The 14,926-nt window shown below is 45.1% G+C and carries 11 protein-coding genes; 8 read left to right on the plus strand and 3 right to left on the minus strand.

The features are described 5' to 3' along the window. Nucleotides 1-12: 12 nt before the first annotated feature. From HDC91_RS08355 to HDC91_RS08365, 3 genes are read left to right on the plus strand one after another with little or no spacing between them, the layout of a single operon-like run. A complete protein-coding gene (locus HDC91_RS08355; protein ID WP_183550415.1) occupies nt 13-330 on the plus strand; it encodes a Nif11 family protein in 318 nt (105 codons plus the stop codon). Next, nucleotides 312-1,361: a hypothetical protein gene (locus HDC91_RS08360; protein ID WP_183550417.1), complete on the plus strand. Its 1,050-nt coding sequence runs from the start codon at nt 312-314 to the stop codon at nt 1,359-1,361. The genes HDC91_RS08355 and HDC91_RS08360 overlap by 19 nt, the downstream gene beginning before the upstream one ends. Next, nucleotides 1,352-2,704 (plus strand): hypothetical protein, encoded by a 1,353-nt coding sequence (locus tag HDC91_RS08365; protein ID WP_183550419.1) that lies wholly within the window; start codon nt 1,352-1,354, stop codon nt 2,702-2,704. Before HDC91_RS08360 ends, HDC91_RS08365 begins: the two co-directional genes overlap by 10 nt. A gap of 8 nt (nt 2,705-2,712) precedes the next feature. Here HDC91_RS08365 and HDC91_RS08370 read toward each other — a convergent pair whose 3' ends face one another. Both HDC91_RS08370 and HDC91_RS08375 read right to left on the minus strand, forming a co-directional pair. After that, entirely contained in the window at nt 2,713-5,424 is a 2,712-nt protein-coding gene (locus HDC91_RS08370; protein ID WP_183550421.1) for a glycoside hydrolase family 78 protein, read from the minus strand. Nucleotides 5,425-5,445: 21 nt separating this feature from the next. After that, complete coding sequence (locus HDC91_RS08375) at nt 5,446-7,194, minus strand: hypothetical protein (RefSeq protein ID WP_183550423.1); 1,749 nt, start codon at nt 7,192-7,194, stop codon at nt 5,446-5,448. A gap of 232 nt (nt 7,195-7,426) precedes the next feature. Here HDC91_RS08375 and HDC91_RS08380 point away from each other — a divergent pair, with 232 nt between their 5' ends. From HDC91_RS08380 to HDC91_RS08395, 4 genes are all read left to right on the plus strand, one after another. Continuing rightward, complete coding sequence (locus HDC91_RS08380) at nt 7,427-8,542, plus strand: M42 family metallopeptidase (RefSeq protein WP_183550425.1); 1,116 nt, start codon at nt 7,427-7,429, stop codon at nt 8,540-8,542. Between the two features lie 64 nt (nt 8,543-8,606). Beyond that, nucleotides 8,607-9,509 carry a sugar phosphate nucleotidyltransferase gene (locus tag HDC91_RS08385; RefSeq protein WP_183550428.1) on the plus strand — a complete coding sequence of 301 codons (903 nt, stop codon included), beginning with the start codon at nt 8,607-8,609 and terminating at the stop codon, nt 9,507-9,509. Beyond that, nucleotides 9,500-9,742, plus strand: a complete 243-nt coding sequence (locus HDC91_RS08390) for a hypothetical protein (RefSeq protein ID WP_183550431.1) — start codon at nt 9,500-9,502, stop codon at nt 9,740-9,742. The genes HDC91_RS08385 and HDC91_RS08390 overlap by 10 nt, the downstream gene beginning before the upstream one ends. Before the next feature lie 346 nt (nt 9,743-10,088). Beyond that, on the plus strand, nt 10,089-10,463 hold the full coding sequence (locus HDC91_RS08395; RefSeq protein WP_183550434.1) for a PleD family two-component system response regulator: 375 nt from the start codon (nt 10,089-10,091) through the stop codon (nt 10,461-10,463). On the opposite strand, the gene HDC91_RS08400 is transcribed toward HDC91_RS08395, so the two are convergent. Then, nucleotides 10,460-11,578, minus strand: a complete 1,119-nt coding sequence (locus HDC91_RS08400) for a hypothetical protein (protein WP_183550436.1) — start codon at nt 11,576-11,578, stop codon at nt 10,460-10,462. The genes HDC91_RS08395 and HDC91_RS08400 overlap by 4 nt on opposite strands. A 217-nt stretch (nt 11,579-11,795) precedes the next feature. Here HDC91_RS08400 and HDC91_RS08405 point away from each other — a divergent pair, with 217 nt between their 5' ends. Beyond that, the gene (locus HDC91_RS08405) at nt 11,796-14,915 is read left to right on the plus strand and encodes a tetratricopeptide repeat protein (RefSeq protein ID WP_183550439.1); all 3,120 of its coding nucleotides are present in this window, start codon (nt 11,796-11,798) and stop codon (nt 14,913-14,915) included. The last annotated feature ends 11 nt before the right edge of the window (nt 14,916-14,926 follow it).

Genomic DNA, 14,926 nt, shown 5'->3' on the forward strand with positions numbered 1-14,926 from the left:
AACAATAAAATCATGTCAAAAATCGAAAACTTCAGACAACAATTACTAACCGACACCAACCTGCAGCAAGAGGCCTTAGCCGCGGCAGCAAACGGCGATTTCGCTGAAAACATAGCGGCGCTTGGCGCAAAACACGGCCATTCTTTCACTGCCGATGATGTCAATTCAGAAATGGCAAAACTAAAAGGCGGCGATGCAGCTTCGGGTTCCGACATGTCGGCAGCGGCTATGAGCGTAAAAGCAGGTTGCGGCAGCTCTTCAACTTTGCCTAACCCATCCTACACATTAGATTGCGGAGCCAGCACCCAAAGATGCCTTTGCACACTGTAACCCCAACCGGGGAATCTGACGCGGTAAACGGCGTAAAAACCGTTGCCCCGTACCTGCCTCAATCGCTGGTGCCCGCTATGGCATTGGATAAAATTTATGCGCTGGTAGAACAATTACCTTTTCTGCCATTTGCCGGATTTGAATGCAGGCTGGATGCCGAAGATGGCCAGGTTGATTATTTTGCCAACATTTCAAGGTTTGAGGGGAGTATTCCGGCGGAATTCTTCCCTCAGGCCAATTGGCTTTTGCTGCAAAACATTTACCGCTCGTGGTTGAACGACAAAACAGGCTTTGGCAAGAATATAAACGAACTGGGGCTTGAAATAGATGTGGTTTCGGCTTTTGACGAACTACCCGCGCCGGGGATATTTATGGCCATCAACCCTACTGCGGCCGAACCATGCCCGGTATTGTTTAACGCGCTCGGGCTGTTGTTCGATACAGATCAGCCTGATCTGAAAGATAATATCCGCAAATGCGTAAACGCGCTGCCGCAAGGGGGCGTTGTTTCTCATATCGGTGCTATGCTATCACGTAAAAGCAGGGGCATTAGGCTAAATATTGGCGGAATAGGCTTTGATAAGGTACAGGATTATCTGGCTGCCATAGGTTGGAATGAGCCTACGGACGAATTGGAATTTTTCCTGAATCGCTACTCGTCTTGTGTCGATCATTTTGTGCTTTGTATCGATCTGATGGGCCAAGCCGTTGGTCCGCGTGTTGGCTTTGAGTGTTATATTCATACCCCTCCCGCCAACGGCCCGCAATGGCAGAATTTGATGCAGCAATTGGTAAGGGATGGTCTGTGTACACCCGAAAAGAAAGCCGGCTTTTTAAGCTGGCCCGGTATAACCGAGTACCGCTTGCATGCCGATACCTGGCCTAAAAGCCAGCGAAACATCAGCGGATTATTAGGGAATTTTGGGCTGGATGTGTGTAACCGCACACTAAACCATGTTAAATTATCTATTATCCCCGGCAAGGGGATTCAGGCGAAAGGATATTTTTTATACCAATACCGATGGATCTGATCAACAGAACGATAAATGATAGGATTGAATGGAAAGGAGACTTTTTTAAGGCCGATTTGCCCGTTGTTATGGGCAGGCTTCAAAACTTTCAGCCTATCGTACGTCCGTTCAGCCATACTGTTACCCTGTTCTATAAAAAGCCCGAGGCTGACGATTACACGCATTATACGCTCAGGGTACGCGCGTACGCAACGCTTGAGTGCATGGCTCCCGTCGCGGTTTTGCACTTTTTAAATCAAGCCTTAACCGGCAAAATACAATGCAAAAAAAACCACGGCGAAAAAACCGAATTAGGCGATATTACTATCCCTGCCTGCCCTGGTGAAAAGGTAAACCCCGCCCTCTATCAGATCATTATCGACGGCGAAATCCTGGTGCTCGAATCCTTCCGAATATCCCGGCGAGATCATTGGTCTATCGAACCCATCGGCAGCTGCGAGGACCGCGAGTTGAACAGGATCACCCTTGACTTTGAACGCTATCTGTATGTTGTTAACCCGGATAGGGAACTACTTTTTTTGGGAGAAATGGGGCCGCGGTTGGAAATTAAATCGCCCACCAACGCGGCGGTTGAGCTGGTGCTTGCCTTGATAAACCGCGACGGATTGATGAAAGAAATGAACTACCGCTCGCTTGAATTACTATTACAGCACAAATTGGCCGTCACCATCCCGCAGGAAACCAGCAAAGCCTTCCCTGAGATAGAAGCTAAGTTTGATATAGCAGCCAACGCTGCTGTTACTGCCGACGACTTGATGCTATGGCTAAAGGCTGAATTGCCTGCTGTATTTTTACTGCCTTCGCCCGCTAAGGTGGTCAGGATGCGGCGTTACCATATTTGCCGCGACCCAAAGCACGCTGCAATAAGCTGCACGCTTGTAGAAACCGCCGCGCAAAAGTATTCGCCCAAAATAAAAAACAACGCGTATTTAACCGGCCAGGTATTGGTACGCAATACGCAGGCATCGCGCACAACGGACAGAAACGGCGCGACAGGAACGCTGCAAGCTATACTGGAAAATCATCAGTGGCAGTTGCTCAATTCGTTTGAAAAATCGCAGGTCAAGATCCCCTTCCAACTGAGCGATGGTTTTGCCTACCTGCTCAGCATCGACGATTGTATGGATGCCAGCGGCAACCGTTTACAGCAACTTGAGATAGAATTTATTGGAAGCGCGTTAAAGGCACCTCAATCTACCGAAGCAATATTTACCGATATTAACCGGGTAGTTACTTCGCTACTTACCTACCTGCCGTTCAGGGGTAAGATAGCACCAAGCAAAACATCCAAGCACGAGTATTTTACAAGATACGTGCCCGTGCCAAGAGTAGCTTTAACCTAAACCTGCCTCTACCTGATCTCGAATCTGTAAGCGCCCGCCACTACATGATAGCTTTGTGTGTTATTGATCTGCTTACCATTCAAAAACACCTTTGATTTACCGCCCGGGAACTTTATCGTGGCTGATGAATTAGCCGGAACCACTACATTGTAAACAACTTTATTTCCTTCGCGTACCCATGATGATCTTATCAGGCCGAACGGCCCTTCGTGACTGGCGTTAAAAAAGTTCAGGCCCGATACAAAGTTTGGCTGCAGCAGTACATTTTTAAAACCGGGATGTGCTTCATCGGGTTTGATGCCGCCTAAACCTTTAAAAAACCAGCCCCCAATTTCGCCAAACATCATGTGATTTAATGATATATCGCGCGCCGCGTTTATATCCCAGTTCTCGTACAGGGTTGTGGCCCCGTTAACAATCCACCAGCCCCATGATGGGTAGGTATCCTGTGCGGCCAGTTTATAGGCGGTTTCTGCCTGCCCGTTATCACTTAAAGCGTTCAAAATGGCTTTAGCGCCGAGCACACCAACATCCAGGTGCATACCATCCTTCGCTACGCGATTGGCAAGGTTTTGGGCAACCTTAAGTCTGTATTGCTCAGGCACTACCTTCCATTGCAGGGCCATGCTCAGCTCGGTTTGTACGCCCGAACCATAAATGCAGGTGGCCGGGTTAAAGTATTTATCGTTTATCGCTTTTCTGATCTTCGCGGCCAGCGCGCTGTAACGGGTAAAATCGGCCTGGTTACCCAGCAATTTAGCTGCCTTAGCCAATATAATAGCATCTACATAATAATATACCGACGACGTGTACTCTAACGACGACGATGATTTCACCGGCACCCAGTCGCCGCGGCCAAATGTTGTTAATCCGTTGGGGCTTATTCCGGTCACGTAATTTACATATGCCTTAATGTTATTATAATTATCAGCCAGCGGCTTGCTATCGCCATAAAATAAATACAGGTTCCATGGAATTATGGCGATGGTGCTTGTCCAGTCGGTACCGTTAGCTGTACCATAGCCCCAGCCGCCGGTAGGGATGATATCGGGCAATACGCCATTGGGCTGCTGCTCGTCGCGGTGGTCGGCCATCCATTTTTCGTAAACGGTTATCCCGTCAAAATTATACAAGCCGGTTTCCACCGCGAAATGTCCGTCGCCTGTCCACCCATTCTTTTCGCGTTGCGGACAGTCTGTAGGGTACCCAAATAGATTAGAGAGGTACGAGTTATTGGTGGCGCGCCACAACTTATCTATCAGCGGGTTTGACGAGCTGATGTTACCCACGGCCTCTACATCGCTGTGCATAAAATACCCGGTTACATCTTCCTTTTGTAACTGTATGGGCTTGCTGCTCAGTACTTCTACATATTGGAAGCCCTTGTAGTTAAACTTCGGCATAAAATCCACCTCGCCTTTGCCGTTCAGTATCACAATATCGGTTTGGTAAGGGTCGGTATCGTCTTTAGGGCGATAATAAACATCGATGTTCGACAAGTCTACATGCCCCTTTACGGCCTTATCGCCGGGCTTTGTGCCCGTTACGTGGTATAGCCTTTCGCCATGCACTATCTTCACTACCGTGCCGCTGTCGCCTTTTAATTTCACCCTGGTTACCCCTGCTATATTGCGGCCAAGATCAATCACATAATCCTGGTCGGTAAACTTCACTATAGATTTTGCGGGGATCTCTTCCACATTCCGTATCGGCACCATCAGTTGGCTCACAATGTTTTTTGAAGGCGCGGCGCGCAGCATTGTTTCCTGCCATTTTGTATCGTCAAAATCAGGAGTGTTCCATCCCGGTATTTCCAGCCTGCTGTCGTAATGTTCGCCGGTGTAAATGCTGTTGAATACTATCGGACTAAGATGTGTTTTCCAGCTATCATCGGTATAAATAGTGCTGGTGGTACCATCCTCGTAGGTTACGCGCAGGTCCAGGCAAAACGTTGGGCGCTGCCGCCATGGTGCGCGGTCAAAGTTCCAAACCGCCAGCGATTGATGGTTATACCAGCCGTTGCCCAATATTACGCCAATCGCATTTTTACCGCTCTGCAATTGGGCGGTAACATCATAGCTTACATACAGGTTGCGCCTGTCGAACCGGGTGTACATAGGGTCTAACCGGTGGTTGCCAACTTTGCTGCCATTTATATAAAGTTCGTACAAGCCGCCAACCGCGATGTACGCCCTGGCCGACTTTATCTTTTTTGCGGCGACAAATGTTTTACGGAAATATGGCGCAGGCAGGGTATTGATACCGCGTTCATCACTTATCCAGTTACCGCGCCAGTTGGCCATACCCATCATGCCTGTTTCAAAAAAGGTGATGCGGCTATCAGGCATAAGTTTACCGTCTTTATCCCAGGTACGTACCTTCCAGTAATACCGGGTAAAAGGTTCCAGTTTAGTGCCATTATAGGTAATACTGCTCGCCGGTGAACTGAGCTTTCCTGAATCCCAGGCATATCCTTTCTTGAAGGATAAGCCTACCGAATCTTTAGCGATCAAAACCTGGTAGGCCGATTGCCTGGCGCCCTGCCTGGTATCGTTTATTTGCCATGACAAACGCGGCTGCACGGCATCAACACCAATGGGCGAAGACATGTGTTCGCATTTAAGAGATACAGCACCAACCTGGGCGTAAACGCTTGCAGCGGTTAGTACGTTTAACAGCAATAACAAGGTAACTATTTCAATTTTCAGCAGTCTTATCATTTCGGTAAAAAAGAGTATAAATTATAAGGCTTTTGTATCGCCCAGGTTTAGTGAAATTATATTCGTTTGCGGCTTTAACCGTAAAACTGCGCCGTTGGCAGGTTCAGAAAAAGTGCCTTTAGCGGCATTTAGCTTATAATCAATGCCATCAAAACTGCAATTAACGTTTTTTAAGTTGACCTTATTGAACGGCAGTTTAGTGCCGGGGGCGGTGTCAAGGTCGAGATACCAGTTGCAGGGTTTGTTACTCACCAATTTGATATTTATCGTCCGCTCGTTCAGGTCCATTTGCAAGTATCCGTTTATGGTGGTTAGCGGCCAGGAAATGTGCACACCCGTTGTGCCAACGTTGGTAAATTGGGGGTTGCCGCCTTTTAATAAAATCTCTTGCCCGTCAATCAAAGCCTTAACACGCATGCCTGCAAATTGGCCGGGCTTGCTCCAGATGTAGCCATCCACTACCGGCAGGGTAAAAAAATCACATTCGTTTGATGCTGCCACCTGTTTGGTGTACTTATCCGGCTTATTCTCATCAAACAAATGGATATCGCGGATGCGCAGGGCACCACCCTCCCAAAGCATATTTATGCGGTAAAAGCGGCTGTTAAACCAAATGGTTTTCAAGTCGCTGCCTGCCATATCTTTTGTAACTGCAAAGGTAGTGGCCGGTGTAACCTTATAGTTCTTTTTAAACCATAAGCCGGATTGCCCCAAGGTTTCTACCCTTAGTTTACCCTCGGCCCTTAATTTGGCAATCAGCGGCATCTGTATCTCAAAACCCTTAGCCATGGCATCCCACGTAAAAGAATTTTCCTGCCCGGCCTGGGTGTAGTTAAACCCTAAAGGCTCGTCGCCGGTAAAAGATCTGAAAAACCAATCTACCCATTCCTGGCTGCCGCCCGCCTTCGGGTAAACAGGCTCCAGCGTTATAACGCCCTGCCTGTCGCTGCTTATGCCTGTATCATATTGCCTGATGGGGTCGCTGCCCAGCATCCTGAAAATCGGCACCGGGATTTGGTTTTGCGCGTGCTGCGCCGGCATGTACGAGTTTATTTTGCTTGGATAATATGCCTGGTTCCAATAGCCGCCCCACAGGGTATACCCATCTGTACCATACTGGTCCTTGCAGTTTGCCGAGGCTACGATGTGGTATTTTTGGTACATATAGTTTAAGCTATGCGCATCTATAAACCACGATGCAACCGACTGTGGATAATACCCAAACACCTTTTTAAAATCGGCCATGTAAACATCTATCAATTTTTCCCTTTCGGCGGGTGTGTACCCTGTTGAAAAACCAATGTTTGCCCGCCAGTCCCACGGGTAGCGGCCTCGCCATTTAAGCCCTGCCTTTTCAACCAGCGGCTGGGGTATTTCCCACCACCCCCCAATTTCAAATGAATCTTTAGGGAGACCTGCCAGCAATTTTTGATACCGGGCATCCATCAAAGCATCGTATTGTAAAAGAAAAGTGCCGGGCAGGTTATATTTTTTCATGATGGCTACCTGCTTTACCACTGTTTGGTATAAAACATCTTCGGTTATTGCGGCATCCCTCGGCTCCAGCAGGCGAATAAAATTTACAATGTTTACAATTTTAGGGCGAGGTGTACCCGGCTTTTTACCGGTAGCCATGGCAACACCAAAAGAGCAAAGCAGCAATATTAGCGCTATGCCGGCAGCAAAACCCACTGTTTTTTTCCCAGCCATCTTATCATTTATTCTTTTATTACCGGGGGCTTTATAAACTTTAAAGTAGGCAGATCTCATGTATTCTATTTGATTTGGGTGTGGCAAATTGGCAATAATAAATCAGAACATAAAACATAAGCAAGCGTTCAGCCGCATATAGCTACTTTATGAAGGCATGCTGCGCCGCAAACCGTAGCCGAGGTAACGAATAATACTTATAACTGTTTAATAGACATTTCTTCATTATCAATTGCTTTATTATATTTGCGAAACTGTTATCCTCCCCGGGTGGCAATATCAGATACAACACATGGCAAAAAAGAAAACTGAGGCCGAACAGAAAACGGCTGTAGTAAACGAAACATCATTAGCGTTTTTTGAAAAATACATCAATAACCCGTCACCAACCGGGTTTGAATGGAAAGGCCAGCAGCTTTGGCTCGATTATTTGAAACCTTATATTGACGATCATTTTGTAGATAATTACGGCACTGCTGTGGGCGTGATAAACCCAACGGCCGAATATAAAGTGGTTATTGAGGCGCACGCCGATGAAATATCGTGGTTTGTAAACTATATCACCAATGATGGTTTGATATATGTTATCCGCAACGGGGGCAGCGACCACCAGATAGCGCCATCAAAACGGGTAGACATACACACCGACAATGGCATAGTTAAAGCTGTTTTTGGCTGGCCGGCCATACACACCCGTTTGGGCGGCGAAAAGGAAGAGGCGCCATCGCTAAAAAACATCTTTTTAGATTGCGGTTGCACCAGTAAAGAAGAAGTTGAAGCAATGGGCATACATGTTGGCTGCGTAATAACTTATGAAGACGAGTTTATGGTACTGAACAACCGTTACTACGTTGGCCGTGCTTTAGATAACCGCGCGGGTGGTTTTATGATAGCCGAGGTTGCCCGTTTGTTAAAAGAGAACAATGTAAAACTGCCGTTTGGCCTTTATATAGTAAACGCCGTACAGGAAGAAATTGGTTTGCGCGGCGCCGAGATGATAGCGCACCGTATAAAACCCAATGTGGCCATTGTTACTGATGTTACCCACGATACCGGCACCCCGATGATCAACAAGATAACTCAGGGCGACCTGGCTTGCGGCAAGGGCCCGGTTATATCATACGCCCCAGCAGTACAGAATAATTTGAACAAACTGCTGATAGAATCGGCACAGAAGGCGGGTATACCGTTTCAGCGTCAGGCCTCGAGCAGGTCAACCGGTACCGATACTGATGCTTTTGCATACTCAAACGATGGCGTTCCATCAGCGCTGATATCGTTACCGCTGCGCTATATGCATACCACCGTTGAAATGATCCATAAGGACGATGTAGACAACGTGATCCGTTTGATATACGAATCGTTGCTGAACATTCAAAACGGGCAGGACTTTAGGTACATTAAATAATTTTGAAACATTTATACACATTTAACCTTGTGTATTACACAAACATCTATACCCTACTTTAAGCATGAAACCTACACTATTAATTTTGGCCGCAGGAATGGCCAGCCGCTACGGCAGCATGAAACAAGTTGACGGCTTTGGCCCTAACGGCGAAACTATTATCGATTATTCTATTTACGATGCTATAAAAGCGGGCTTCGGTAAGGTAAGCTTTATCATCCGCGAGGAATTTGCCGAAAACTTTAAAGCCATATTTGAGCCAAAATTAAAGGGCCGTATCGAAACGGATTATGTTTTTCAGAATTACGACCTGGAGCCATTCGGCATACCGGAAAACATAGAGCGGGCAAAACCCTGGGGCACCGCGCATGCGGTATTGGCCGCACGCAACCAGGTAAACGAGCCTTTCTGCGTTATTAATGCTGACGATTATTACGGTTTTGATGCCTTCGACAAAATGGCTAAGTTTTTAACTACCGAAGTAGCGGATGATAAGTACGCGATTATTGGCTACCAGATAGATAAAACCCTGTCAGAACATGGCACGGTATCGCGCGGCGTATGCGCCGTTGACGAGAACGGTAACATGACCGAAGTAACCGAACGTACGGAAGTGTATTTCAAAGAAGACGGTACTGTAGCTTATAAAGATGCAACCGGCGAACATGCCCTTGCCAATGATACCCGCGTATCTATGAATTTTTGGGGATTTACGCCGGCTGTTTTTGGCCAGAGCATGGAGCTTTTCAAAAAATTTGTTGAGGCAAATAAAACGAACCCGAAGGCAGAATTTTTTATCCCTTTGGTTGCCGACGAGCTGATCAAAAGCGGAACCGCATCTTTTAAAGTTATACCAACGGCCACCAAATGGTTTGGGGTTACTTATAAGGAAGATAAGCCCATCGTTCAAAAATCAATATCAGAATTGGTACAAAACGGTACATACCCAACCAATCTTTGGAGTTAATTATCCTCATCAAAATAAAAAAAGGTCCTGCTTTAACAGGACCTTTTTTTATGGAAATTACTTTAATTTTTTCAAAAAAATTAAGGAATTTTCAAGAGAAAATCACTGCATTAACATTTGGTTTACAACAATTTAACTTTTCAGCGCAGCGCTACGGGCCGTTGGCAATGTTGTTGAATATCCCACCTACTGCAACTTTTTATATGCCGGTTCGGCTGTTTTTCGATATTTAATTGCATATTTGTACTCCCCCACTATTTTTAACAGCAAACCATACGATTATTTTTAACGTATCTACTATATCCCTATAGCAGCAGTAACAACTTGAATCATTCAGCCAAAATGCCCAGCACCCCCTGCCCTAAATGCGGCAATTTATTTCATCACCAGCTTCACAGAAATTGGTTCGTCAAAAATTTATTTTTCTTTTTACCTCTTAAGCGATATTTCTGCGCCAACTGTAAAAAATCAAGGTACATTTTGAAGAAGCCACATTAATTGCGCAAGAACGGCTTGTTTGGTATAAGTTTTGCTCCTGTAATTCGATATTATACAGATACTTACTTTAAATAAAACACAATGAGACGGATTTTAGCGGTGGATGATGATAAAGATATATTAGAGGTCTTACAATTTATACTCGAAGATTCGGGTTATAAAGTAGACACATTAACAGATGGCCGGTTATTGATGGAAACAATACACAATAAGCATCCCGATCTTATCTTGCTTGATATTATGCTTGGCAATTTAGACGGCCGCGAGCTTTGCCAGGCGCTAAAAAAAGAAGCCGGTACACACAATATACCTGTTATAATGATTTCGGCAAGCCACAATGTGGGCAGCAGCTTAAACCAGGAAAACGGCCCCAACGATTTTATAGAAAAGCCCTTCGATATCAACGTATTGCTTAATTCTATAAAAAGGCATCTAACTACTACGGCAGCAGCTTAAAGCAATCCTGGTTTTATTCCAAGGCCAGCCAACTCTTTATCAATACGTTTATTCCATAACTGTTGCTGATAAGCATTTGCGCTATGCGCGGTTTCCGTATCGTATTGCTTTTGCAAATCTCCCATCTCTCTTAAGGCATCAATATAGGCCATATTTATAGTGGCCTCATAGTTATCCGGTGTCATACCCGAACCCTTGATTTTTTGTTTAAAATGTTCGGCAACCAGCCTGGCTATGTCAAAATGGTGCTGTTCGTGGGTTAAGTTATAGTCATTTAAAGCATCCGTATTTACCCCGCAGGCGCTTTTAGGTGCGTATACCTTCATTGCCAAAGTAACATTTACTACACCGTTAACCAGTTTTGCATCCTGATCGTAACCAAGGCCTGCAAAAATCTCGGCGGCGTTTTTGCTGCCTATTCGCTTTCTCCCCTTAAAATCAATCCATCGTAAGGGGCGGTCAACATGATAATAAATCGTGTCCCCCTCTACAGGTTCGGTATATTCTGTAAAACTCACCTTCACTCCTTTAGCCAATTTAATGTTCCCGGCAGCCTCTGTGTTGACCCAATCATTTAAGTATACAAGGCTATTGCCAAGCGCGCTGTTTATCAGGGGCTCTATTTGTTGTGCAGGACCGGGCTTGCGCTGGTAGTTGGTTGTTGTATTATAATCAACAAGAAAAACCGGATCGTCAGCTTTTTCCAGGTAAAAAGCAATTGAAAGTTTAATATCCCCTTTCACCATTCCTCCATTTACCGGCGCTTCGGCAACCTTCAGTGTTTTTAGCCTGGCAATTACCGGGCGATAATGCTTATTAGCAGGCAGCGCATTACTTATAAAGCTTTTTAAAGCTGTAAAACCACCTTTTATATCTATACTATAAGGCCGAACAACATTGCCGCCAATATTATTTACTACCGGTTGCAAACTGCCGATGGTATTAATTTCCTTGCGTTCGTCAATAACATCGCCAATATAAAATTCAGTTGGGGTTAATTTAAGTGCCGGATTTTGCAGGGTAATATAAGTGATTGGCGGCGGGGCCGCCTTAAATGCTAACAGCCCCGTTATTAACAAAGGCAACCATAAAAAAACACGAATTTTCCTTAACATACTCTTGCAAAACGCTTTAAGCGATGCAATTATTTTTAACCGCGTAACGGGTTATATAATTATTACCGGGCTATTACATTGTTATATAAAGTTTTCCACAAGCATACCATTGCAATAAGTAACATCGTTTAAAAAAAGTGCTTATCCACACTTGTTAATTACTAATGTGGATTGCATTTTTGCGATTAGCTATTTTAGCATCATCATTATTGCCTTTATGATCAAACTTAGATACATCACCTTTATTGCACCGGTATTTTTAGCCTTGCCTGCGCTGGCGCAGCAAAACCCATCCTTCCACACCAACCGCACTTACCAAAATGCGAATAACCTGATGGCCATGGGTAAGTATGCTGCCGCTGCCGAGCAGTTTCGCCTGGTTGAGCAAATAAAATTAAAAACCGGTCAGCAATCAAAATTTGAATCAGAGCTTTCCTTACTTAAGGAAAACGCGCAATACTACGAAGCCCTTTGCGCCTTAGAGCTTGGCAACGACGATGCCGAAAGTATGTTAACCCGCTTCATAAAAGAGCACCCCGAAAACCCGCTTGCCAAACAGGCATACTTTCAGGTGGGCAAATCGTATTTTAAGCAGGGAAAGTATACCGAGGCGCTGGTTTGGTTTAATAAAGTTGACGCGGTTGACCTGAACGGCGCACAAAATACCGAGTATAAGTTCAGAAAAGGTTATGCCTACTTCATCACAAACGACTACAAGAACGCGCAACTTTTATTTGGTGAGGTAAAAAACAAGCGATCGCCGTTTACTGACGATGCCGTTTATTACTTTGCCTATATAGCCTACTTAAATAAAGACTACCATTTGGCGCTGGTTAATTTCGAAAGGTTAAAAAATTCGAAAAAATACGAAAGCAGTTATCCTTATTACATTACCGCCGTTTATTTTTTAGATAAGCGGTACGATGATGTACTTAACTACGCTATACCCATCATCAATAGCACAAAGCAACAAAACGAGACCGAAATGCTGCGTATTATTGCGGCATCGTATTTTGCAAAGGCTAACTATGATAAAGCCGTTGAGTACTACAGCCGCTTTGAAAACGCCGATAATGGCCGTACCCAAAACACCCAGGATAGCTACCAGATAGGTTATGCATATTATAAAGTGGGCAACTATGGTAAGGCCGCTGCTGTTTTAGAAAAACTGGTGGCGCAAAATGATAATTACAGCCAAAGCGGCAGCTATACTTTAGGCGACGTGTTCCTGAAAATGAACAATAAGCAAAGCGCACGCAACGCTTTCCGTACCGCGTCAAAATTAAATTACGATGCCCAATTGCAAGAGGATGCCTTGTATGAATATGCCAAACTATCATACGAACTTGATTTTAATAACGAGGCACTGATAGCTACCCGCCAGTATTTGAAAAATTACCCCCGGTCAGCCCGTACGGGAGACGTTAAAATATTATTGGGCGAAGCTTTGTTAAACTCTAAGAATTACAAAGAGGCTGTAGAAATATTAGAGCCCATCCCCAACAAATCTGAAAGCGCGCAGATAGCTTACCAAAAAGTGACTTATTTCCGCGGACTGGAGTTTTACAACGAGCGCGCCTTCGAAAACGCCATCGGCATTTTCCTACGGTCGTTACAAAACCCGGTTGATACAAAAATAAAGGCTTTAACCCTTTACTGGATGGCCGAATCGATGTATGAGGTACGCAAATACACCGAGTCGGTAGAAAACTTTGAAGAGTTTTTGAGAATGCCGGAGTCCAAAGAGACCGATGTAGCCAATTTTGCCAATTATGCCCTTGCTTACGCCGCTTTTTACGATGAGCAATACCGCAAGGCCGCCAATTACTTTGAGAAATTTTTGCGGGGCGATGTAAAAGACCAAAGCACCGAGAACGATGCTATAAGCCGTTTGGGTGATAGCTACTTTGCATTAAAGAGTTATGGCAACGCCTTAGAAAACTACGACCGCATTATTGCCCGCCATAGCCAGGGGCAGCAATACGCCTTATTTCAGCGCGGTATAATACAAGGATTGCAGGGTAACCCGGATGCTAAGATCAGCACGCTGAACAACCTGTTGAGCCAGTTCCCGAATTCGGATTATGCTGATGACGCTGCCTTTGAGATAGCCTATGCTTACTTTCTGAAAAACGACGGCGAGCGCGCCAGGGCCGACCTGAACGCTATGATACAAAAGTATCCGCGCAGCAGCTATATACCACGCGCTTATACCACCATCGGCTTAATAGACTATAACGCAGGCAACGACGATGCCGCTACCGAATCGTTTAAAAAGGTCGTATCGGATTACTCGTCTTCTGACGAAGCTAAACAGGCATTAAAACAGGTTGAAAAGATATATACTGATAAAGGTGATGCCTCGTCGTTCTTAAACTATGCCAACTCAACTGCAATAGGCAATTACACCACCGCCGAACAGGAAAGCATTTTATACACTGCCGCCAACAACCTTTATTTAAAAGGCGATTGGCAGGGTACTGTAAATGCGGTTAACGCTTATTTTGATAAATTCCCGACCAAACAGATCTATGAAAAACAATCGCGGTTTATTCGTGCGCAAAGCCTGGCCAGCCTGGGTAAAACCGACGAGGCTGTGGTTGATTATAACGTTATACTTAACGACTGGACAAGCGCATACAGCGAAAAATCGCTTATCAGCATGGCCAAGTTGTACATGAACCAGAAGAAGTATAACGATGCAATTGTATTTTTGAAAAGGCTGGAAACAAACTCTGAGTACCAGGCAGATTACACCTTCGCGGTTAACAACCTGCTGATATGCTACTCGCAGATAAACATGCCCGACGATGTTTTGAAATACGTAAAGCTGATACGTGATAATGAGAAATCATCGCAGGAAGAAAAATTCAAAACCGGGCTATACGCCGGTAAAGCTTACCTTCAAAGGGGCGATACCACTGCTGCTGTAAAAGAGTTGAACTACACCGTTAGCAATACCAAAACCGTGGCCGCAGCCGAAGCCAAATACAATATTGCAAACATTGAATACCTGCAGGGCAAATACAAGGCATCGCAAAAAACCTGTTTTGATCTGGTTAAGGACTTGCCTAATTATGATTACTGGGTAGCTAAAGCCTATATTTTACTGGCTGATAATTATGTGGGGCTGAAAGATATCTTCCAGGCTAAGGCAACCTTACAAAGTATTATTGATAACTACAAAGGCGATGATGATATTTTGAATACAGCCCGGCAGAAAATGAATGTGCTGGAGCCGCAGAAGGCTGAACAGGCTAACCCTGCTAACGAGAAACCTGCGGCTGCCGAACCAGCTGCAACCGAACAAACCAAACAGGAAAACAAAGAACAATAGAAAAAGACAAG

It is taken from the genome of Mucilaginibacter sp. AK015 (assembly GCF_014200785.1).
Classification (GTDB): Bacteria; Bacteroidota; Bacteroidia; order Sphingobacteriales; family Sphingobacteriaceae; genus Mucilaginibacter.

Excerpts from the sequence above, each read along its gene's own strand:
- HDC91_RS08355 (WP_183550415.1), top strand. The coding sequence starts at position 13 with ATGTCAAAAATCGAAAACTTCAGACAACAATTACTAACCGACACCAAC.
- HDC91_RS08360 (WP_183550417.1), top strand. The coding sequence starts at position 312 with ATGCCTTTGCACACTGTAACCCCAACCGGGGAATCTGACGCGGTAAAC.
- HDC91_RS08365 (WP_183550419.1), top strand. The coding sequence starts at position 1,352 with ATGGATCTGATCAACAGAACGATAAATGATAGGATTGAATGGAAAGGA.
- HDC91_RS08370 (WP_183550421.1), bottom strand. The coding sequence starts at position 5,424 with ATGATAAGACTGCTGAAAATTGAAATAGTTACCTTGTTATTGCTGTTA.
- HDC91_RS08375 (WP_183550423.1), bottom strand. The coding sequence starts at position 7,194 with ATGAGATCTGCCTACTTTAAAGTTTATAAAGCCCCCGGTAATAAAAGA.
- HDC91_RS08380 (WP_183550425.1), top strand. The coding sequence starts at position 7,427 with ATGGCAAAAAAGAAAACTGAGGCCGAACAGAAAACGGCTGTAGTAAAC.
- HDC91_RS08385 (WP_183550428.1), top strand. The coding sequence starts at position 8,607 with ATGAAACCTACACTATTAATTTTGGCCGCAGGAATGGCCAGCCGCTAC.
- HDC91_RS08395 (WP_183550434.1), top strand. The coding sequence starts at position 10,089 with ATGAGACGGATTTTAGCGGTGGATGATGATAAAGATATATTAGAGGTC.
- HDC91_RS08400 (WP_183550436.1), bottom strand. The coding sequence starts at position 11,578 with ATGTTAAGGAAAATTCGTGTTTTTTTATGGTTGCCTTTGTTAATAACG.
- HDC91_RS08405 (WP_183550439.1), top strand. The coding sequence starts at position 11,796 with ATGATCAAACTTAGATACATCACCTTTATTGCACCGGTATTTTTAGCC.